The organism is Paenibacillus sp. FSL K6-0108 (assembly GCF_045040695.1).
GTDB classification, from domain to species: Bacteria; Bacillota; Bacilli; order Paenibacillales; family Paenibacillaceae; genus Paenibacillus; species Paenibacillus pabuli_B.
Window position 1 is genome coordinate 5,331,975 of sequence record NZ_CP150288.1, and the last position, 20,030, is coordinate 5,352,004.

At 47.0% G+C, this 20,030-nt stretch carries 19 protein-coding genes and 1 other annotated feature; of the genes, 2 read left to right on the plus strand and 17 right to left on the minus strand.

Translation table 11 applies throughout. From position 1 onward, the window contains the following. Nucleotides 1–436 precede the first annotated feature (436 nt). Nucleotides 437–3,112, plus strand: coding sequence for a YhgE/Pip family protein (locus MHB49_RS24300; protein ID WP_405153298.1), 2,676 nt, complete (start codon nucleotides 437–439; stop codon nucleotides 3,110–3,112). 155 nt (nucleotides 3,113–3,267) lie between these two features. Here MHB49_RS24300 and MHB49_RS24305 read toward each other — a convergent pair whose 3' ends face one another. The 8 genes from MHB49_RS24305 to lspA form a co-directional block, all read right to left on the minus strand. Further along, complete coding sequence (locus tag MHB49_RS24305) at nucleotides 3,268–4,569, minus strand: DUF6080 domain-containing protein (protein WP_405153299.1); 1,302 nt, start codon at nucleotides 4,567–4,569, stop codon at nucleotides 3,268–3,270. Between the two features lie 25 nt (nucleotides 4,570–4,594). Then, nucleotides 4,595–4,912 (minus strand): permease, encoded by a 318-nt coding sequence (locus tag MHB49_RS24310; protein WP_405153300.1) that lies wholly within the window; start codon nucleotides 4,910–4,912, stop codon nucleotides 4,595–4,597. Then, on the minus strand, nucleotides 4,902–5,192 hold the full coding sequence (locus tag MHB49_RS24315) for an EamA family transporter (RefSeq protein ID WP_247903246.1): 291 nt from the start codon (nucleotides 5,190–5,192) through the stop codon (nucleotides 4,902–4,904). The genes MHB49_RS24310 and MHB49_RS24315 overlap by 11 nt, the downstream gene beginning before the upstream one ends. 26 nt (nucleotides 5,193–5,218) lie before the next feature. Further along, nucleotides 5,219–5,851: an HAD-IB family hydrolase gene (locus MHB49_RS24320; RefSeq protein WP_405153301.1), complete on the minus strand. Its 633-nt coding sequence runs from the start codon at nucleotides 5,849–5,851 to the stop codon at nucleotides 5,219–5,221. Nucleotides 5,852–5,884: 33 nt separating this feature from the next. Next, nucleotides 5,885–6,799: a decaprenyl-phosphate phosphoribosyltransferase gene (locus MHB49_RS24325; protein WP_405153302.1), complete on the minus strand. Its 915-nt coding sequence runs from the start codon at nucleotides 6,797–6,799 to the stop codon at nucleotides 5,885–5,887. Nucleotides 6,800–6,984: 185 nt separating this feature from the next. Further along, a complete protein-coding gene (locus tag MHB49_RS24330) occupies nucleotides 6,985–8,238 on the minus strand; it encodes an LL-diaminopimelate aminotransferase (RefSeq protein WP_247898503.1) in 1,254 nt (417 codons plus the stop codon). A 109-nt stretch (nucleotides 8,239–8,347) separates the two neighbouring features. Continuing rightward, nucleotides 8,348–9,331: an RluA family pseudouridine synthase gene (locus tag MHB49_RS24335; protein ID WP_405153303.1), complete on the minus strand. Its 984-nt coding sequence runs from the start codon at nucleotides 9,329–9,331 to the stop codon at nucleotides 8,348–8,350. Further along, nucleotides 9,324–9,818 (minus strand): signal peptidase II, encoded by a 495-nt coding sequence (lspA, locus tag MHB49_RS24340; RefSeq protein ID WP_405153304.1) that lies wholly within the window; start codon nucleotides 9,816–9,818, stop codon nucleotides 9,324–9,326. The genes MHB49_RS24335 and lspA overlap by 8 nt, the downstream gene beginning before the upstream one ends. Nucleotides 9,819–10,038: 220 nt before the next feature. Between lspA and MHB49_RS24345 the strand changes: the two genes are divergently transcribed. Continuing rightward, the gene (locus tag MHB49_RS24345; protein WP_405157230.1) at nucleotides 10,039–10,776 is read left to right on the plus strand and encodes a TraR/DksA C4-type zinc finger protein; all 738 of its coding nucleotides are present in this window, start codon (nucleotides 10,039–10,041) and stop codon (nucleotides 10,774–10,776) included. Between the two features lie 12 nt (nucleotides 10,777–10,788). Here MHB49_RS24345 and MHB49_RS24350 read toward each other — a convergent pair whose 3' ends face one another. The 9 genes from MHB49_RS24350 to MHB49_RS24390 form a co-directional block, all read right to left on the minus strand. Further along, complete coding sequence (locus MHB49_RS24350) at nucleotides 10,789–11,100, minus strand: DUF5665 domain-containing protein (protein ID WP_405157231.1); 312 nt, start codon at nucleotides 11,098–11,100, stop codon at nucleotides 10,789–10,791. Nucleotides 11,101–11,374: 274 nt separating this feature from the next. Continuing rightward, nucleotides 11,375–14,473 carry an isoleucine--tRNA ligase gene (gene ileS, locus MHB49_RS24355; RefSeq protein WP_405153305.1) on the minus strand — a complete coding sequence of 1,033 codons (3,099 nt, stop codon included), beginning with the start codon at nucleotides 14,471–14,473 and terminating at the stop codon, nucleotides 11,375–11,377. Between the two features lie 857 nt (nucleotides 14,474–15,330). Then, nucleotides 15,331–15,622 (minus strand) — a binding site (T-box leader). A gap of 58 nt (nucleotides 15,623–15,680) precedes the next feature. Next, nucleotides 15,681–16,190 (minus strand): DivIVA domain-containing protein, encoded by a 510-nt coding sequence (locus MHB49_RS24360; protein WP_063566974.1) that lies wholly within the window; start codon nucleotides 16,188–16,190, stop codon nucleotides 15,681–15,683. A gap of 248 nt (nucleotides 16,191–16,438) precedes the next feature. Beyond that, on the minus strand, nucleotides 16,439–17,221 hold the full coding sequence (locus MHB49_RS24365; RefSeq protein ID WP_405153306.1) for an RNA-binding protein: 783 nt from the start codon (nucleotides 17,219–17,221) through the stop codon (nucleotides 16,439–16,441). 16 nt (nucleotides 17,222–17,237) lie between these two features. Next, nucleotides 17,238–17,507 (minus strand): YggT family protein, encoded by a 270-nt coding sequence (locus tag MHB49_RS24370; protein ID WP_301290087.1) that lies wholly within the window; start codon nucleotides 17,505–17,507, stop codon nucleotides 17,238–17,240. 7 nt (nucleotides 17,508–17,514) lie between these two features. Further along, nucleotides 17,515–17,982, minus strand: a complete 468-nt coding sequence (locus tag MHB49_RS24375; protein ID WP_063566976.1) for a cell division protein SepF — start codon at nucleotides 17,980–17,982, stop codon at nucleotides 17,515–17,517. Beyond that, on the minus strand, nucleotides 17,973–18,674 hold the full coding sequence (locus MHB49_RS24380) for a YggS family pyridoxal phosphate-dependent enzyme (protein WP_405153307.1): 702 nt from the start codon (nucleotides 18,672–18,674) through the stop codon (nucleotides 17,973–17,975). The genes MHB49_RS24375 and MHB49_RS24380 overlap by 10 nt, the downstream gene beginning before the upstream one ends. 6 nt (nucleotides 18,675–18,680) lie before the next feature. Next, complete coding sequence (gene pgeF / locus MHB49_RS24385) at nucleotides 18,681–19,574, minus strand: peptidoglycan editing factor PgeF (protein ID WP_405153308.1); 894 nt, start codon at nucleotides 19,572–19,574, stop codon at nucleotides 18,681–18,683. 51 nt (nucleotides 19,575–19,625) lie between these two features. Further along, complete coding sequence (locus tag MHB49_RS24390; protein ID WP_405153309.1) at nucleotides 19,626–20,015, minus strand: YlmC/YmxH family sporulation protein; 390 nt, start codon at nucleotides 20,013–20,015, stop codon at nucleotides 19,626–19,628. Nucleotides 20,016–20,030 lie beyond the last annotated feature (15 nt).

Below are 20,030 nucleotides of genomic sequence, written 5' to 3' on the forward strand. Positions count from 1 at the left end.
TATTCTCTTAGAATCAGCAGTTGGGCTGAAAAACATCCAAACACATCACATCTCATTCGTCATTCATAATTATACAATAATTCTGTATATTTATCCATAGGCAATTATTGAATACCTTATAGCCAAAATAACCCTCTAACAATATTCAACGCTGAGACTGAACCCATCCCTTTTGTATTCTGCAGTGAGTTTTGTCATAACTGCTTTAATTTCTGAAGGCATTTTAATAGGATACATTTCTTCTAATTTTAGATTTCAACATCCAGAAACACTGAATAGCTGAAGGCTCTGCATTAGTCCCCAGTGAAATGGGTAAAGTTTATAAACATGAAATAATTCATTGAAGCTGCCATAAAACCGATATACATAAGGATTTACAAATATGCAACATAGAAATAAGATAGGACCTACATTTATTTACATTTAGGAGGAAGTTATGCGTCACATTTGGCAAGTTTACAAAACAGACTGGTTACATATTTTGAAGGTTCCTACAGGTATATTTCTAATTGTGGCTATTATTTTACTGCCCGGGGTGTATGACTGGGTTAATGTGAAATCCGTTTGGGACCCATACAGCAACACCCAGGGGATCAAAATTGCAGTGACAACCGAGGACAAGGGTGCAACCGTTGCAGGAACGAACGTTAATATTGGAGACGAGCTGGTATCCAGCCTGAAACAGAACGAAAAGCTGGGGTGGACTTTTGTGGACCAGGCTGAGGCTGATCGGGGTGTGCAAACAGGAGAGTATTATGCAAGCCTGCTCATTCCCGGGGACTTTTCATCCAAAATAACAGGCATCGTTGACGGGAAGCTGGAGCGCCCAGAAGTAATCTATACCGTTAACGAGAAGGTTAATGCCATTGCTCCAAAAATTACAGGCTCCGGTGTATCTGCGATAACAACACAAATCAATGAAAATTTCACCGAAGCGGTCAGTGAGGCTGTTCTAACCAAGTTGAAGGAAGCCGGGGTTGAAATCAATGCCCAGCTTCCAACTCTGCGCAAAATGGAGAATGGCATTTTCACGCTGGAGAAAAATCTTCCGGAGATACAAGCCGCAGGACAAAAGGTATTAGAAGTGGAAAAGGCCATGCCTGGTATTGTAAAAGACGCACAAAAGATCGTCGGAATTGAAAAAAAACTGCCCGAAATCAACGAAGCCGCACAGTATGTGCTCAAGGTACAGGAATATTGGCCACAAATTAATGATGCGGCATCCGAGGTGTTGGCTACTCAGGATCGGATTCCCGATATCCAAAAAGCCGTAAAACGTATACAAGAAGTGGATGCAAACTTTGGTCAGGTATCAGGCGTGATCCAAACAGCCCTGGATAAAACCGACAAAGCTCTGTCAATCGTTACAGCCGCAGAGCAAGACCTTGACAAAGTATCACAAATAGCTGGTAACGGGATTGAGCTGGCTGAAGGCTTGAATCAGTTTGTGGACTCCAGTGAAGAAGCGTTCCAGGCAATAGGCCCGGCGATCCGGCAAAACTTGCTGCTGGTACAGCAAATCGCAAACGCTGCGTCAGACGTATTTGGGCAATTGCAAAATACAGATCTTAGTAAACTGCCAACAGCTGAGGATCTGGACCGGATCGCTGCCCGCTTGGGGATTGCAGTAAAACTCGTCGACAGTATGGCAGAACTACTGGGCAAAATCGACAACTTGCTTCCAAGCCATCCACTTGCCGATAAAATTACGAAGCTGAACACCATTTCAGATAAACTGCAGCTGCAAGTCCGCCTGGCTGGGATCATCAGTGATGCTCTGCGTCGCAATACAACTCCGCCTGCAGACGTCATCGCTCAGCTAAATGCTCTCTCCAAGGACATTAGCAGCGGCATTGGCAATATCCTGAACACCTACGAGAGTGAAATATCGCCTGCGCTTGCATCTGGTGCGGATAAACTGAGGACCATCCTCTCCACTTCAGCAGATACACTACAGGCAGCAAGGGACCGAATTCCGGATATTGCGGACATTCTTGCATCAGCCAAAGAAGGGATTACCTTTGGACAGACCGAGTTAAAGAAAATCCAGAGTGAATTGCCTCAAATACAATCTAAGATTCATGAGATATCAGAGACACTCGCGAACAAAAGTGAAGGCTTCATCCAAGCTTTAAACACCGTATCTTCATTAATTCGAAACGATCTGCCCAAGCTGGGGAACAAGCTGAATGAAGCAGCTGATTTTGTTCGGAACGATCTGCCCAATGCAGAGAAACAGATCGGCAAGGCATCCGATTTTGTACAGAACCAGCTACCTGAGGTCGAACAAGGAGTACATCGTGTTGCCTCGCTTGTACGTGATGATCTGCCAGCGCTGGAAAATGCCATCAGCAAGGCTGCAGACAAGCTTAGGGAAGTCGAAGGCAATAACCAGTTTGCCGAGCTCGCCAAGCTTTTGCGGGGCGACATTGAAGAAGAGAGTGCTTTCCTAGCAAGTCCGGTGCAAATCAAGGAACAGCAGCTTTACCCGATTCCGAATTACGGATCAGCCATGTCACCATTTTATGGTGTGCTGTCCTTGTGGGTCGGCTCAACGTTGCTGATTTCCCTGCTTCGTGCCGAAGCTGAGAATCCAGACGGCAAGTTCAGGGGATACGAGTTGTATCTTGGACGTCTTGCCACTTTTCTGACGATTGGATTGCTTCAAGCGATCTGTGTCAGCCTGGGAGATATTTTGATTCTCGGCACCTATGTCGCAGATAAACTGTGGTTTGTCCTGTTTGCCATGCTGGTAAGTGCCGTATTTGTAACCATAACGTACACTCTGCTGTCCGTTTTTGGGAATATCGGAAAAGGGATCGCGATCATCTTCATGGTGTTCCAGTTCTCCAGCTCCGGCGGTACGTTCCCGATCAGCATGACATCGCCCTTTTTCCAGGCATTGAATCCGTTCATGCCCTTCACGTATGCGATCAGCCTGCTGCGTGAGTCGGTCGGGGGCATCCTGTGGTCTACTGCCATCAAGGATATTCTGTGGTTGTGCATGTTCATCGCGCTGAGTCTCATCGTTGCTCTCGCTTTGAAACGTCCTCTCAGCAGTCTCACCAAGCGTTCAGCCGAGAATGCCAAGAAGACCAAAATTATTGCTTAAAATCGTCCGTGAGACCCTCTGCGTAATGAATACAGTGGGTCTTTTGTTTGAAGCCAACATGCACATATCAAATGAATCATGCCAAACAAGACAAGGCCATTGGATTTACAGTCCGATAGCCTTGTCTCATTTATATAGATATTTAAAATGTCTGATTATTTCACTGTACGTTCCTGTTCCAGCTGATCATAGGACTGCTTGATGGTTGTTAATGTTTCTACATGCCGATAGATGTTGTTCCCTGCGGTAACGAGAATACATAGCATGATCAAGCCTATTAGCACTTTTTTACCCATCCCCGGACGCAGACTGATGACGAAGCCCCCACCGAGAAGGAAAAACGCAAACAGATAGTGTCCTGCATACAGGTACATATCGTATTGAAATACAGCCAGCCCGAAACCAACGACGATATGAAGTAAAAATGCAAACAGAATGTATGGCACAAGAGTCCATACTTCCCGTTCACGGATGCCCTTGATAACCCCCATGAGCGCCAGCAGCAGAATAAATATACCCGTAAGCTGAACATAGATCGGATTGGAACGGGACAGATCCGTTACAAACGCGACCATGCCCGGGTCCAGCAAATGCACTTTCGGTGACAGCATCGGATTAATCGTTAGCAGGCTTAGAGCTTTCCAATGAGCTGCGAACTGGAATGGAGTGGCATAGCTTGTTCCCCCATTTTGAATGCCAAGAAGCCAATTGCTGACCCAGCTTCGACCGCCAAACGCAATATACTGGATCCCTGTCAATACCACAATGAAAGCAACGGCCAGAGCCATAATTCCGATGTACTTTTTCCAACCAGACTTGTTACGCCACGTACGCAAATTGAAAAACATGGCGGCCGCAAATGGCACGATGTTGGTCGATGTCAGTCCAAAGTTGATGGATGCCAATAGCGCATTCGGAATGTATCGGACATCTTTGCGTTCACGGATATATTGCATATACAGCACAGAGAGCAGAATAACAAACTGCACATACGGATAGGAATCCGGAATCAATGCAGTAAACATCAGATAGGAGCTGAAACCGAACAATAAAGCGAAAAGTAACGGTGTGGTGATTTGTTTATCTTTTCGATTCAAAAACAAAAATACAAGAACAACCGAGCCCGCATTCACAAGTGACTGCAGGACAAGAAAAAACCAATTCCCGCCCAACAGTTGAGCCCCTGCTTCAAGCGTAACGGCCAGGAATGAAATTAACGGATGAATCACCGAAGAACTGTTATCTCCATAATACATGGAAGGATCGAAGTTGAATAAATTAAGTGGAAAATGCGTTGTACTAAATGGCGTGTATGACCCTAGAAGCTCTGCGTTATTCGCTATGTACATCACGTAAGGCCCATTCATGAGAGCGTAAAAAAGAGCAAAACTCGCAAATAGACCGAATGCGATCCAATTGGTTCTGCGATTATAAAATATGTAGTCCAAAAATTTCATGCGTTCACATCCAGTTTCAATTATTCTATAAAACCAATAAACACAGTCCGCCCATAATACAAGCGACACCGATCCAGCGCAAAGGACCCACTGCTTCCTTAAAGGCAAACCTCGCTATTATGAGCGTCCACACATACGTTAACGCATTGGCAGGCAGCACAACCGTTAAGGGAAGAAATTTCAACAATACAATATTCAGCAGCGCACCTGTACCATAGAATCCAAGCCCCATAAGAACATGGAGCTTTTTGCGGCTGTTGGCGTAGGCTTTCAACCCCGCTCCTCCCATCGCTCCACACAGGGTCATTGCGATCAGTACAGCAATCATCCAGCTATCGATCAACACTGGTCAACGTCACCCCGATTCCAAGCAGCACAACAGCGGCCAGCTTCTGCACCGAAATTTCTTCACCTAGCAAAAAGTATCCATAGATCAGCGCAAACACGTAGCTGGCACACATCAAAGGATAGGCTACAGACAGCTTTTCCAAAGCAAACGCCTTAATCATCAAAATCGCACCCAGTCCATAACAGAGAAAGCCGATGCCCAGATAGATCCACTCGGTCAGACCCCACTTCCAGAACAATTGGCCCGTCGCAGTAAGAAAAGCGGAGAGCAGCATCAACAGCTTGCCGGTATGGCGCCCTTTTATTTCCCCCACGACAATGCCTCCATCTCTGGCACACGTTTGTTAATAAGGTATCGTTGACTCACCAACTGCATCACAGGAAGATCGGATAAGGAGTCGGAATAGGAACAGGACTGATCATAATCAATCACCATTTTTTTCTCATCCAGATAGGCCTGAATTCGGCGTACCTTTTCATCCCCTTTGCAATTGCTGCCTTCAATCCTACAGGTATAGCCATTCGAGTGACGAACCAGATCGGTACCGATGACATGATCCACCCAGGGAAAGTTTTTAAAATATTTCATATAAGCATGCGGAGATGCGGTCACCAGCAATACATGATAGCCTGCTTCCTTACGGTGCTGCATCTCTACACTTGCCTCTGCAAAAATGGCCGTACGCAATCGTGTATCAAAAAAATGCTCCAGATCTTTTTCAGACATGCGCTCGATGCTTTTGAAGTAGGAACGTTTGACACGCTCGACGGTCATCAGACCTGCCTTGAACAGCGCGGTATGAAATGCAATTACAGGCAATCTCCATACCTGCCATGGATAACGCCGAACGCCGTAATGTACAAACTGAAACATGGAATCTCTGCGTATAATCGTTTTATCAATATCAAAGATGGCGACTTTCGTGCTTTTCACCCTGATCCCCCTCTACCTTCCAGACTCTAACGTTTATTCAAAAATAGCAAAAATCAAAATAACACTTATGACATACAAAATGACCGTGATCAAGATGGGCTTGTCCTCAAACAAAACTCGATCAGGTGAACCACCTTGGTTCTTCATATGAATCAGATACAGATAACGGAACATGCCGTATATGACTAATGGAATCGTCCACATTAAATGAATGGTGCGATCGGATGTGAACGTAAAGAGTGAATAGCTGATAATGGTCGCCGTTGTGACAATGGTATTAAACTGATCCAATAACGTAATCGAATAGTTATCAAGTACTTTACGGTGCGAACCGGTATTTCCCTCAAGGAGAGTAAGTTCATTCCTCCGTTTGCCGATGGCCAGGAACAGGGAAAGCAGCATCGTACAAATGAGGAACCACGGCGTAAATGGTACATGGATCAGCACACCACCGGCAATCGCACGAAGCACAAATCCAGCCGCAATGGTCATCATATCCAAAATAACGAGATGTTTCAGTACAAATGAGTACGACACATTCAAAAGAAAATAAACAATACATAACACTCCGAATAACGGGTTCATCATGAAGGCTATCCCGACGGAAAGAATCAACAACAGAATTCCAAACAGCAAGGCATGAGCCGGATTGACCTGTCCAGAAGCAAGAGGACGGAACATTTTCACCGGATGCTGACGATCTCTGTCGCGATCTACGTAATCGTTTAAAATATAAACGCAGCCTGCAACCAGGCTAAATAAAATAAAACCTAGCAAAGTCGATAGAATGGTCTCCGTCCGAATCTCCTCAAAAGAAAAAAGCAGCGCGGCAAACAACAGCAAATTTTTGGTCCATTGTTTGGGTCTCAATAATTTAAGCAATCCTGAAATGGTATTGCCTGTCCCTGCAGCAGGTGTGGACACGGTATTGGTACGTGATGATAACAATTTCCATAACTCCCTTCAAAAGCAACTTCTGACTAAATACATAACGTAAAGATTTAATCATATGTTGCTTGTATAATTTTGTAAAGGGATTACAGGAAGAATTTATATTTTTTTGCATAAAAAAAGAGACCGTTTCCGGCCTCTTCTTCCTTTACATTACATCATTATGATTATGTGAATTTAAATTAAAATTCGAATTGCACGTCGCTCAGGCGGCGTTTAATTTCGGCGATAACACGTTTCTCTTCCTCTTCCCCTTTAGCTTCAAAGGTAACGGAGAAACGAACAAAGTTACCGGCATCATCCCAAGGCACCGAAGAGATCAGTTTCTCACGGATCAGGAACTGGGAGAAGTCTTCGCCGGATTCAAAGCGGCGTCCACCTTCAATACCTTTTGGAGCTTCAACATACAGGAAGAAGGAACCTTTCGGTTTCTCAGCCTGGAAGCCCAGCTCGTTCAGTGCAGCTACCAGCAGGTCATGACGACGGGAATATTTCTCGGCAATTTTTTCCGTGATTTCCGGGTGGTTCAATCCATAAGCAGCAGCCTTTTGGATCGCGATGAACTGACCGGAGTCATTGTTGTCTTTCACGTCGCTGAATGCTTTGACAACGAGCGGGTTACCTGCTACAAAACCGATTCTCCAGCCTGTCATGTTGTAGGACTTGGACAGGGAGTGCAATTCAACGCCTACATCCTTCGCACCAGGTACAGACAGGAAGCTGAATGGTTTTTTGCCGTCATATGTCAGTGCAGCGTATGGAGCATCGTGTACAACAACTACGCTGTATTTTTTCGCCCATTCAACCACTTCCGTAAAGAACTCAACCGTAGCACTCGCGCCCGTTGGGTTATTTGGATAGTTCAAATAGAGCAACTTCGCACGTTTCGCAATATCTTCCGGAATGGCCGTCAGATCAGGCAGGAAGTTGTTCTCCTTGGTTAATTGGATGTTGAATACTTCGCCACCCAGGTATTTGGTGTGTGTACCCATAACCGGGTACCCAGGAACCGTCATAATCGTTACATCACCTGGATTAATGAAGCAGGAAGGCATCATCGCCAAAGCTGGCTTGGAGCCGATGGAATGCACGATTTCAGTTGATGGATCGATACCTTCAACATTAAATACATTTTTCAGGTAAGCAGCAGCAGCTTCCTTGAATTCCGGAATACCGTTATCCGCATAACCACGGTTCTCGGGTTTGGAAGCTTGCTCCGCCAATGCAGCTACGATGCCGGCATCTGCCATTTCGTCCGGTTCACCTACGCCGAGGTCAATCAGTTCTACATTAGGAAAATCTTTTTTAGCCGAAGCTTTGGCACGTTTGATTTTCTCGAATTTATAGATGTTGGTGTCTTTACCATAGTTGGAGCCGCCAATACGGTCGGCAAAATTAGTCTGAATGTACGTTTCCTGATATTTATCGATACTCATGATTTTGTTCATCTCCTCATTTGACGCAAATTTCTACACTTTAATATGAAGCATTTGCGCGTTCAAAACCATGGACAAATTATCCGAACATTTGTACTTTCTAGAGCTGTCAGCGGCTACGCAAGGAGGCCAGAACATCTTCCATATCCTGCGGAAGCGGGGCAGTAAATTCAAGGTATTCTCCGGTCGTTGGATGTACAAACCCGAGAACCGCGGCATGCAGGGCCTGTCCCTGCATTTTGATCCCTTTGTTACGACCATACGTCGGATCTCCAACAAGCGGATGACCAATGAACTTCATGTGAACACGAATCTGGTGGGTGCGTCCTGTCTCCAGTTTCAGTTCCAACAACGTGTAGTCATTGATACGCTCGGTGACGGTAAAATGCGTGACCGCATGTTTACTGTTACGCTCCGTAACGGTGTACATTTTACGATCATTGGTATCTCGACCGATCGGTGCATCAATTGTACCCTGATCATGGCTAAGATGCCCATGAACGAGTGCAATATATCGTCTATTCACACTATGCTCTTTAAGCTGAGCAGCCAGCGAGGCATGAGCACGATCATTTTTGGCAGCCATAATCAAACCTGAGGTGTCCTTATCAATCCGATGTACAATACCCGGACGTAACTCGCCATTAATGCCTGAGAGATCTTTACAGTGATACATCAGTGCATTAACAAGTGTTCCTGACGTATGTCCTGGTGCTGGGTGTACAACAAGGCCACGCTGTTTGTTAATAACGATTACATCGCTATCTTCATATACGACTTCAAGCGGAATATTTTCAGCAATAATCTCCACAGTCGTGGGCTCAGGGATTAGAAGCTCTACCAGATCGCCTTCAGATAATTTGGCGTTAGCTTTAACTTTAGCCCCGTTCACCGTAACGAATCCGTCTCCAATCCACAATTGAACTTGCGAGCGCGATACGTTATCCATGGATTCTGTAATATATTTGTCAATTCGTTCTTTATGATGTTCAGCGGCAACCGTCCATTCCATACGGTCATTGCCATTCAAGAGTTCATCGTCATGCGTAGACGTGTCTCCGTTAGTTTGTTCTTCATTTTGCGATTTACTCATGATGTTCATTCCCTTCGACCTTTGCGGCTGATTTCTCGCGCCGTCCTTCAAACAATGTTTCTAAAATAATCAGTACCACACCGATACAGATCGCCGAGTCGGCTATGTTGAAAATGGGAAACGTATAGCTGCCAAAATTAAGCTGGATAAAATCGACAACTTCTCCGGTCAAAGCCCGATCCAGGAAGTTACCAATAGCTCCCCCAAGCACCAAACTAAGCGCCACAGGCAGCAATTTGTGCGGAGTATCTTTTACCTTTTGCAAATACCAAACCAAAGCCACCACGACAACTAGTGTAACCACAATAAAGAACCAGCGTTGATCCTGTAGAATACCAAAAGCTGCACCTGAGTTACGATGTGATGTGATGACAAAGAAATTGCCAATCACCGGAATTTCATCTCTAAGTTCCATCCGGGTTGCAATTAGGAACTTCGTTCCCTGATCAACTAAAAATACGATAAAAGCGAGGATATAATACACCACGTTTGTTTGTCACTCCGTTCTTGTCTTTTCCAAACGATACCAGGCTTTACGCCAGACTTGTTCATTGTAGCACAGCTGTTTGGAAATCGTCCACGACGCGGTTGGCCGCAGCCTGGATGGCAAAAACGATAACATTTCCCTTCTGTAATTGTGCACCAAATGGTACATCCTACAACAGAGTTAAAATCCGGAGTTCATACGGAACAGAAAGGGGAAAATGATGTCACATTTTACTGCCAAACAACTGCAATCCTTACGTTCCCAATTGATAACTGAAAAGCGCGATATTGAACATAGACTGGAGCAGAACGAACATTATGGTCTTGGTGACTCCATGAAGCTTCAAACAGGTGAATTATCACCGATTGACAACCACCCGGGTGATGTAGCTACCGAGATGTATGATCGCGAAAAGGATATTTCCCTGCTGGAGCATGATGAATTTCAACTGGAACGCATCGTTTCTGCTCTTCATTCCATCGAAGAAGGCCATTATGGAACTTGCGCCGTGTGTCAGCAGCCTATCCCCTATGAGCGCATGGAAGCTGTTCCTTACACCAAATATTGCAAAAAGCATCAACCAGAAACCATTGTTTCCGAAAATCGCCCTGTCGAAGAAGAGTTCCTCGCTCCTGCCTTTGGCCGCACAAGCCTGGATGAACGTGATGACCAGAACGGATTTGACGGCGAAGACGCATGGCAGATTGTTGAAAGTTGGGGCACCTCCAATACTCCGGCTATGGCTGAGGGACGCGACATCGACAGTTATGACGTAATGGCGATTGAAGCCACTGACGAAGTGGAGGGCTGCGTTGAGGCATATGAGAGCTTTGTCGCTACTGATATCTACGGTCATGATGTGTCCATCGTGCGCAATCGGCAATATCGACAGTATCTGGAGAACCGTGAAGGCGACGGACTTTTAGAACCGGATGTCGAGTCCGATGACTCGTATTAACCTACGGGTAACCTAATAAGTGTTTAATTCCAACTGTCGCTGCACAATCCGTACAATATCTGCGATGTAATCACCCACGATGGGAAGATTTAGCGCGCCTAGCACTTGTAACACATAAATGATCGTTGCTGCAAAAAAAGTAAAACCGATGGCGATCCCCACACCTCTTGCAGTGCCAGATAACAGATTAAGCCCTATCAGCTTCCACGGCCGATTTAACAATTCTGTGTACTGGGCGATGCGTGAACGTTCGAGTTCATTCGCGAGACGGTTGGTGAGCTTGTGAAGTTCTTCAATCTTGTCCTCCGCATTCTTGGAATGCATCGTAGATTCTGAATTAGATGGCGATTGGGTATCCTGTTCGTTCATAATTTACTCAGTTCCTTTGATGTATATAGAATGTCTGCACAATAGAAATCATTGCCCATTTGCTGAAAAACCAAACGAGCCAGGACACAGGATTGATCTCCTGCATCTGAGGCTCGTTGGCATGTCTGTCTCTATATACTGTCCTATTTGAAATAGAGTTACTCTGTCCCCGTTAAAGTCTGACAAAGCAATCCTTTTTCCAGGAACGCCTTACGTGAAAATTACTGTATTACCCCTCGATATATACACCGATGGCTTTACCTCCGGCTTCAATGCGTTGCATCGAATCATTCGTTCCGAAGGTCACTTCGGTAACGAGAACATTCTCACGCAGCACATGATCAAAAGCCTGAATCGCTTCTTGCAGAACAGCGTCCACATCCAGCGTCAAACGAACTCTTTTCTCAATTGGTAGATCCAGCTTTTTCCGTGTGTCTTGAACTGCACGAATGACTTCACGGACCCAACCTTCCTGTTCGAGTTCTGCTGTGATCTCCGTATTGAGAGCCACCGTCAGACCATAGCCAGATGCCGAGGCAAAACCGGATTTGGCTTGTTTTTCCACCAGCAGTTCCTCACCCGTCACTTGCAGCTCTTCGCCTTCGGGTGAAACGACGTTCAGAACATCTTCTGTCACCACTTTACGTGTCTCATCTGCTGACATTCCCTTGAAGAAGTTTTGCAGGAAACCTACGTTTTTACCGTATTTTTTGCCTGCTACTTTCAGATTCAGCTTCAACGTGAAATCAACGAAATCCGCATCATCATGTTCGGTACGAATACTCTTGACATTGATCTCATCCTTGATGATCTCTTCATAACTCGCCAGATTGAAGCCTTTATCCAAGGAAACAATCAGTTCAGACAACGGTTGACGTGTCTTGATGCCTGTTTCGTTACGTACATTACGGGCAAGTTCAACAACTCGGCGCGCTGTCTCCATATCCTGCTCCAGATCCAGATTAATCAGGGATTCGTTGGCCACCGGATAATCATCCATGTGTACACTCTCACCTGTAGTCAGGTTCAAATAGATATCTTCTGCAAGCATAGGAGTGAACGGAGCTACGAGCTTCGATGTAGTCACCAGCACTTCGGTAAGTGTACGGTAAGCGTCCAGTTTGTCTTCTGTCAATCCGCTGCCCCAGAAACGGTCACGTGAACGACGGATATACCAGTTACTGAGTTCATCGACAAACGCCTCAATGGCTTTGGAAGAGTTCAGATAGTCGTTAACCGCCAGCGCTTTTTCTACAACGAGAATCAGGCTGTTCAGTCTGGACAAAATCCAGCGGTCCAGGTTATGTGAAGACAACTTGAACGGATGCTCCTGTGGATCAAATCCATCAATCGTAGCATACAACGTCAGGAATGCATGGGTGTTGACCAGCGTATCCACCATTTTGGATTTCGCTTCGCCCACGATGCCTTTGGAGAAACGCTTGCTGTTCCACGGTGCGCTATCAGACAACAAAGCCCAGCGGAATGCATCTGTACCGTATTCTTCGATCACTTCCCAAGGATCGATAACATTGCCTTTGGATTTGGACATCTTCTGTCCGTTCTCATCGAGCACGTGGCCTGTTGCCATAACCGCTTTGTAAGGCGCTTTGCCTGTCAAAAGTGTAGATACGGCCAGCAAGCTGTAGAACCAGCCGCGCGTCTGGTCAATCCCTTCACAGATCATGTCTGCCGGATATTGCTGTTCGAATGTTTCTTTATTTTCAAATGGATAGTGCTGCTGGGCAAACGGCATGGAGCCGCTGTCGAACCAGACATCGATCACTTCCGGTGTACGTTTCATTTCATATTTGCCACAAGAGCTCATGACTTTGACGTCATCTACATACGGCTTATGCAGTTCCAGATTCTCAGGCACGTCGCCAATGGCACGAGCACGCAGTTCAGCGATGCTATGAGGAGCGAATTGTTCACCCGTCTCTTCACATACCCAGATGTTCAGCGGCGTTCCCCAATAACGGTCACGGCTGATATTCCAATCTACGAGATCTTCCAGGAACTTCCCGAATCGTCCGTCACGAACGTGGCCTGGGTACCAGTCTACTTCACTGTTATTCGCGATCAGCTGATCCTTGATTGCCGTTGTTTGGATAAACCAGCTGTCCATTGCATAGTACAGAAGTGGTGTATCACAACGCCAGCAAAACGGATAGCTGTGCTCATATTTTTCTTTGCTGAACAAGCGTCCTTTTTCCGACAGGTATCTCACGATATCAATATCGCAATCCTTGACAAAACGTCCGGCAAAATCAGTTACCTGTGGCACAAACTTGCCTTCCAGGTCCACCATGTTCACAAAACTGATGCCATTCTCGCGACATACACGATAGTCATCTTCACCATGTGCTGGTGCCATGTGTACAATCCCTGTACCACTTGCATCGGTTACAAAACCGGCACCCAGGATGATGTTTGCTTTCTCAGCCTGCACGTAGTTAAACGGAGGATCATACGTTTTGCCAACCAGGTCAGAACCTTTCAGGGAACCGATGACTTCATATTCACCTTTGGCATCCTTCATGACCTTCTCAACAAGATTAGTCGCCATGATGTACACTTCGTTGTCCTGACGAACACGGGAGTAGTCCATATCCGGATTCACGGCAAGTGCAACGTGTGAAGGCAATGTCCAAGGCGTTGTTGTCCAGGCAAGTACAAACTCACCGCTGTCGTCCAGCTTGAATTTGGCAGTGGCACTGAGGTCCTTGACATCCTTGTACCCTTGGGCTACCTCATGGGAGCTAAGTGTAGTCTGACAAGACGGACAGTACGGACTCACGCGATGACCGCGGTACAGCAGGCCTTTTTCATGAATCGTCGCCAGAATATTCCAAACACTTTCGATGTAATTGTTGTCGAGTGTGATATATGGATTATCCATATCCGTCCAGTAGCCGATCCCTTCCGTCAGATCGCGCCATTGTTGTTCGTATTCAGACACGCTCGCTTTACATTCGTTAATGAATTTCTCCACGCCATAATCTTCGATTTCCCACTTGTGGGAGATGCCCAGCTTTTTCTGAACACCCAGTTCTACAGGCAGACCGTGAGTATCCCAGCCTGCTTTACGAACGACGCGGTAACCCTTCATCGTGTTATAACGTCCCACGAAATCCTTGATGACCCGTCCCAAAACGTGACCGATATGCGGTTTACCATTGGCCGTAGGAGGTCCCTCGTAAAATACAAAGTTCGGCTTGCCCTCCCGGTTTTCGATGGATCTTTTGAATGTATTTTCGGTTTTCCATTTGTTTAACACGCGTAGTTCTCTGGCACGTGCTTTTTCTTTGACGTCAACTCGTTGCATGATCATCTTCCTTTCGAGTGTGTTAAATTGTGGACCGTCCACAAAAAGCGTTTCAATCCCCCTAAATCCCCCCTGCCAAGGGGGACCCCATAGGCGCTCCGCCCTCTGGACACCCGGAATGAGGTGTGTTTGGCAGGAACTGCGGTGGCGTTGCGCTAGGGGGGGGGGATGGTGGAGTCGGCCCTCTTACGGCTGTTCCTTTCGGGAACGCCGCAGGGCCTTACCGCGAGATGGGAGTTGCCGGACGCTTCGCTCCTCCGGCGAGCGGCTCTCTCCTTGAGGCGCCTTCGGGCCTCATGGATGTTCGCCTTGGCGAAACCCGTTTGCCGGACGCTTCGCTCGCCCGGCGAGTGGCTCTCTCCTTGAGGCGCCTTCGGGCCTCATGGACGTTCGCCTTAGCGAACCCCGGTGCCGGACGCTTCGCTCCTCCGGCGAGTAGCTTACTCCTTGAGGCACCTTCGGGCCTCATGGACGCTCGCCTTGGCGAAACCCGTTTGCCGGACGCTTCGCTCGCCCGGCGAGTGGCTTACTCCTTGAGGCACCTTCGGGCCTCATGGACGCTCGCCTTGGCGAAACCCCGGTGCCGGACGCTTCGCTCCTCCGGCGAGTGGCTCTCTCCTTGAGGCGCCTTCGGGCCTCATGGATGTTCGCCTTGGCGAAACCCGTTTGCCGGACGCTGCGCTCGCCCGGCGAGTGGCTTACTCCTTGAGGCGCCTTCGGGCCTCATGCACGCTCGCCTTGGCGAAACCTGTTTGCCGGACGCTTTCGCTGCTCCGGCAAGTGGCTCTCTCCTTGAGGCGCCTTCGGGCCTCATGGACGTTCGCTGCTTTTTTTGGACACAAAAAACCTCATCCCTGGAAAGGGACGAGGTTATGCTCGCGTTACCACCCTAATTCTGTTCATCACAAACCACATCCAATACAAATTGGGTATGCTCTGTCATCAACAGCGCTTATGCCCCGCTTAACTACAGCAGGGTGCCGATATAACGTTCGGCTCACGGTTTCGCTTACACACGGCCAATCCTTCACCGCTTCAGCGTCACTTCTCCGGGGAGATATTCGGCTATAACTCATCCATTGGCTTGCACCAAACGCCAACTCTCTGAGGGATGAGATCATAACGTACTGAACCCGTCATGGAATCACTATTCATTATGAATATAGTTATAGCCTCTTTACAGGCAAAAGTCAACCAGGCGGATAGACTAATAAATTTCCTTCATTTCCCGCTCACGGTCACGGACTTCCTGCTCCCGGCTCTCCAGCGCTTCCCAACCATCCTGAGTCAACAATTCAAGCTGTGCTTCCACAAGTGTACGGAAACGGGCACGATAAATGGAGGCCTGCTTTTTCAACTCTTCGACTTCCAAAGCAATTTTGCGTGATTTAGACAACGATTCGTTTACGATCCGGTCCGCATTTTTCTCGGCTTCCTTCACGATCAACTGTGCTTCTTTTTTCGCATTGTTCTTCACATCATCCGCAGCTTCCTGCGCAATGATGATCGTTTTGCTCAGTGTCTCTTCAATCGTTGCAAAATGATCAAGCTTCTCCTGAACGGACAGCAACTGATTGCTCAGCTCTTTGTTTTCGCGAATGACGCCTTCGTAATCTTTGATGACTTGATCCAGGAATTCATTGACCTCATCCTCGTCATACCCGCGCAAGCGTCGGGAAAATTCCTTGTTGTGTATGTCCAGCGGCGTTAATGGCATGCTGTCCACCTCCTGTAAAAGTTCCTTCCCGGACTGAGAAGGTTTGCAGCATATGGGTTCCACCCAAGGGGCCGTATATGTGATGCCCAATCCTGGCAACGAATACGGAATACGGAATGCAGGATCAGACTCTGATCCTTTGGCGGTCATATCAACCTTTGCACTTAATGTATATCGGAAACACCGAATGTTTTTTGCACCTTTACCTTAAACATTTCGACAAGAAAGCGGGTTTTCCTGCAACACACTTAGGCAAATTTGCCGATTTTTACGCGGCAGCGTCCCTTTTTGGTCACCCCATCCTGTTCCATCACCTTGAATCGACCAAATCCTTGAATGGATACCACATCTCCCGCCTTCAGCGCTTTGGACGGATCTTCCTCCACCTTCCAATTCACACGACAGCGGCCAGCCTTAATCGGAACGAGAACTTTACTGCGGCTAAGCCGGTACACATCTGCACAGATGCCATCCAAACGCAGGGAAGCCACGGTAATGTCCATCGTCTCCAGTTTGCTCTCGGACCATTTCAGCTGATCCAGTGCCAACAACTCCGTAAACACATGAACCCGGTGCACCTGATTCAGTTGAAGCGATAAAAAAGCGCCGGTTTCCGACGCCACCACCGTGTGGCACCCGTCCTCCAGCACTTGAATATCACCGATCTTGCCACGTTTCATGCCAAGTCCGAGCAGGGCACCCATATAGTCCCCATGCTCCAGCTCTTTGATTTTCTGATCGTCAGACGTAATGCTCATCACCTGCATGCCCATATCTTCATCGTCCAGATACCGATAATCTGGTGCAATCAGCGCACGTTTACGTTCAGCGGTTTCATAACCACCATCCAGACGAATCTGTACATCATCTCGACGGTTAACAAGTGTTTGTAAAATAAAGACCTGTCTAGGGTCAAGAAAGTCAGTTAGCTTCATGTCATGATACTTACCTGCCCGTTCAACCCAGTCAGAGGCTTTATCCACAAAATCCCGCTCATCATGACTAAAATGCTCGTAAATTTCACCGCTCATCTATGTTCACCCAACCTTAATATACAAAGTATCGGAGGATGGAGATCAGCCCATTAAGCGCGAGTTGAAGAACAATCAACGCCACAATCGGTGAAATATCCAACACACCGAACAAAGGCGGAATAAATCGGCGGAAAGGTCTTAAATATGGTTCCACAAACTTACCTAGCCATTCACCGATGAAGCTCTCCCGTGCGTTGGGAAGCCATGACATCAATATGTAGACAATGACCATGTAAAAGTAAATCTGGTATAACGTGTACAACACGCTTTCAATCTGATACAAAAGTGGCTCACCTCATTCTGTTATAATCTTGCTCGCTGTCAGCCAGTATTTCCGTAATGGAACCCTGAATTTCAACCGTATCTGGCGTACAGAGAAAAATGTTGCCGCCAATTTTTGAAATACCGCCGCCCAGTGCATACACTGTGCCACTCAAAAAATCAATGACCCGCAGAGCCTGATCCTGACGAACCCGCTGAAGGTTAACGACAACTGTGCGATGGGAGCGCAGATGATCAGCAATCTCCTGTGCTTCGTCATAAGAACGCGGTTCATAAAGGACGACTTTAACATTTTTCTGGGAATGAATGCTCACCACATTATTACCCCTTTGGTTTCTACGTTTATCGAGACTTGAGGTTTCAGCTTCCTGCTGATCAGGATCATGTTCCTCTTGTGCCGCCATACGCTCACGTTCCACAATCTCTTCCTCTTCCTGAAGCCCAAGGAAATTCATAAACTTATTCATTACGCCCATTGCGAACCCTCCTCTTTTCCTACGAGAATCGATCCAAGCCGAACCCAGGTTGCCCCTTCTTCAATCGCCACTTCAAAATCATTGGACATGCCCATCGACAACTCGGTCAATGGCTCCGCTGTCAAAGCTTGTCCATTCAAATGGTCTCTAAGCTCACGCAGTCCACGGAATACGGGACGTGTAAGCTCCGGATCTTCCTCATGGGGTGCCATGGTCATCAGACCGATGACCTTCAGGTTGTTGAACGAACTGATTTCACGCAAAAAGGAACTCGCCTGTTCAGGCTGCAAGCCAAACTTACTTTCTTCACCCGAAATATTCACCTGCAATAATGTTTCTACCTGGATGCCAAGAGACGCCGCCTTTTTATCCAACTCCTTGGCCAGGGACAAACGATCCAGTGAATGTATGTAACGGAATTTACCAATGACGTCCTTCACCTTATTCGTCTGTAAATGACCGATAAAATGCCAGGTTCCCTTCTGGCCAAATGCTTCCCATTTCGCTTGCGCATCCTGCCAGCGGTTTTCTCCAATATGCTCAAGACCGTGGTCCAGCACAGCTCCCGTTGTTTCAAGTGAGACGTATTTCGTGACAGCAATCACATTCACATCTTCACGTTGACGGCCACTGCGCTGACACGCGGCTTCGATCTTCTGATTTACCAGTTGTATACGTTCCTCCAATGACACAGAGGGTCACCTCTCTTCCAGCCCAATCCAGCTCGCCATTCTCCCGGTAATGCCATTTTCTTTACGATACGAGAAAAATAGCTCGGGATTGCAGCTTGTACACCAAGTTGTACATTCGATATGATCCGGCAATATTCCTGCTTTCATCATAATGTGTCGATTGCATTCTTTCAAGTTTAACATCGTTTTGCCATTTCCTGCAGGTCGATATACTTGATTGGATGCAGAGTTCTTGTATTCATCATTACCCGAGGAATCCTCCAGCCAAACCCGTACATGCTGCATAACCGCTTCATCCACTTCATAACAGCAATCTCCTATGGAGGGCCCTATTGCAGCATGAATATCCTGTCTGCGACTTCCATATTCCTGCTCCATCTTTTTGACCATCGATTCGGCTATACCGGCAACTGTACCTTTCCATCCGGCATGAGCAAGCCCCACCGCTTGTTGTACGGGGTCATAGAAATAAAGGGGTACACAATCAGCATAGAAGGAAGTCAGCAGCACACCAGGCACATTCGTGACCAGCCCATCCGTATCCTGTAATGCAGACTGTCGATCCAGCAAACCTTTGCCCCGCTCTTCAGCCGTGATTACAGCGACATGTTTACCATGCACCTGTTCACCACAAGTCCAGGATTCCAAAGGGAAACCCAATTTTTCAGCCACAAGTTTGCGATTATTCAGCACGTCAGCCGGATCATCACCCACATGATAGGCACAGTTGAGACTGGCGTAAGGTGTGCTACCAACACCACCCTGCCTTGTCGTAAAACCGGCTTTCATATGCTTAAACTGCATTTTCCACGGCTCCACATATAATAACAACGGGTCAGGACCCCAACTTGAGTTTTGGCTTCCCGACCGCAATTCCTTATCCAAAATAAACGGTTCCATTTTCTCACCTCACAACTTCCAGTGTACCAAATGAACCCTATTCTGTCTCGGTTATATCGTTCGGCGCTGGTTCCGATTCAACCGTTCAATACGCTCCACCCGATCCATTCGGCTGTTCTGTTCGTCATACAAGCGGGCTTCACGGTCACGCTCATCGTAGTTATTTTCCTTCATTTCATCCATTTTAACCAAAATTACATCCGATCCAATCTTCACAATGTTTCTCCAGGGGATAACCAGATCTGTCCCCCCGCCGAAAAGCCCCATAAAACGGCTGTAACCCGGTACAACAATCGCTTCAATTCGTCCCTGTTTCAGATCCAGCTCCAAATCGCTGATTTGGCCCAAACGTTTGCCATCCGTAATGTTAATCACATCTTTGGTTTGAAAATCCGAAATTTTCATCCCGCTACCCACCAGTTCACCTGTATTCACTTTCATTTGGTCCCGCCCCCT

Bases quoted from the DNA above. Each gene is read 5' to 3' on its own strand.
- MHB49_RS24365 (WP_405153306.1), bottom strand. From the start codon at position 17,221: ATGAGCGGTGAAATTTACGAGCATTTTAGTCATGATGAGCGGGATTTT.
- pgeF (WP_405153308.1), bottom strand. From the start codon at position 19,574: ATGGAACCGTTTATTTTGGATAAGGAATTGCGGTCGGGAAGCCAAAAC.
- MHB49_RS24335 (WP_405153303.1), bottom strand. From the start codon at position 9,331: ATGAGTAAATCGCAAAATGAAGAACAAACTAACGGAGACACGTCTACG.
- MHB49_RS24390 (WP_405153309.1), bottom strand. From the start codon at position 20,015: ATGAAAGTGAATACAGGTGAACTGGTGGGTAGCGGGATGAAAATTTCG.
- ileS (WP_405153305.1), bottom strand. From the start codon at position 14,473: ATGCAACGAGTTGACGTCAAAGAAAAAGCACGTGCCAGAGAACTACGC.
- MHB49_RS24360 (WP_063566974.1), bottom strand. From the start codon at position 16,190: ATGCCATTAACGCCGCTGGACATACACAACAAGGAATTTTCCCGACGC.
- MHB49_RS24305 (WP_405153299.1), bottom strand. From the start codon at position 4,569: ATGAAATTTTTGGACTACATATTTTATAATCGCAGAACCAATTGGATC.
- MHB49_RS24375 (WP_063566976.1), bottom strand. From the start codon at position 17,982: ATGGGCGTAATGAATAAGTTTATGAATTTCCTTGGGCTTCAGGAAGAG.
- MHB49_RS24315 (WP_247903246.1), bottom strand. From the start codon at position 5,192: ATGCTGCTCTCCGCTTTTCTTACTGCGACGGGCCAATTGTTCTGGAAG.
- MHB49_RS24345 (WP_405157230.1), top strand. From the start codon at position 10,039: ATGTCACATTTTACTGCCAAACAACTGCAATCCTTACGTTCCCAATTG.
- MHB49_RS24330 (WP_247898503.1), bottom strand. From the start codon at position 8,238: ATGAGTATCGATAAATATCAGGAAACGTACATTCAGACTAATTTTGCC.
- MHB49_RS24300 (WP_405153298.1), top strand. From the start codon at position 437: ATGCGTCACATTTGGCAAGTTTACAAAACAGACTGGTTACATATTTTG.
- MHB49_RS24350 (WP_405157231.1), bottom strand. From the start codon at position 11,100: ATGCATTCCAAGAATGCGGAGGACAAGATTGAAGAACTTCACAAGCTC.